This window comes from Tsukamurella conjunctivitidis (assembly GCF_007858475.1).
GTDB classification, from domain to species: Bacteria; Actinomycetota; Actinomycetes; order Mycobacteriales; family Mycobacteriaceae; genus Tsukamurella; species Tsukamurella conjunctivitidis.
In genome coordinates, this window is sequence record NZ_VIGX01000319.1 from 1 (window position 1) to 512 (window position 512).

The following is a 512-nucleotide window of genomic DNA, read 5'->3' on the forward strand; positions in this document are numbered from 1 at the left end:
GCTGGGTGAGGGGCCGTTGCGGGGCGGAGGTCTGCAGCGGGGACTGGGCCAGACGGTCCAGGAAGGCGGAGATCTTCTGCTGGCCTCCTTCGACTCCTCCACTGAGCGGGCAGGCGCTTCCCGCCTGGCAGTCCTCGATCCAATGCGACAGCGAGTCCTCGAAGCCTCGCATCTGCAGGTCAGAGACCTGGTTGACGTTCAGAGAAGGGTCCAGCGCTCCGTCCAGGACGAAGCGGCCGACCTTGTCAGGGAAGAGGCCGGCATAGGTCGCCCCCAGGAACGTGCCGTAGGAGTAGCCGAGATAGTTCATCGTCTACTGACCCAGCGCGGCCCGCGCCATGTCGAAGTCCTTCGCAGCCGAGACGGTGTCGATGTGGCGGGCGAGGTCGCCGGAGTGGTCCAGGCATCCCTGTCCAATGCTGCCCATGATCTTCTCAGCCTGGGCGATGATCTGGTCAGGGGTCTGGTCTCCTTCGGACGCGCTGGAATCGTCCTCGTTGTACCGGTCGCGT

Annotated in this window: 1 protein-coding gene and 1 pseudogene; both read right to left on the reverse strand. The window is 65.0% G+C overall.

Annotation, left to right across the window (positions count from 1 at the left end; all coding sequences use genetic code 11):
- A partial coding sequence (locus tag FK530_RS26515) for an alpha/beta fold hydrolase (protein ID WP_205124291.1) occupies positions 1-310 on the reverse strand: 310 nt, incomplete at its 3' end.
- Between the two features lie 3 nt (positions 311-313).
- Positions 314-512 (reverse strand): annotated as a pseudogene (locus tag FK530_RS26520) (hypothetical protein); the annotation flags it as partial.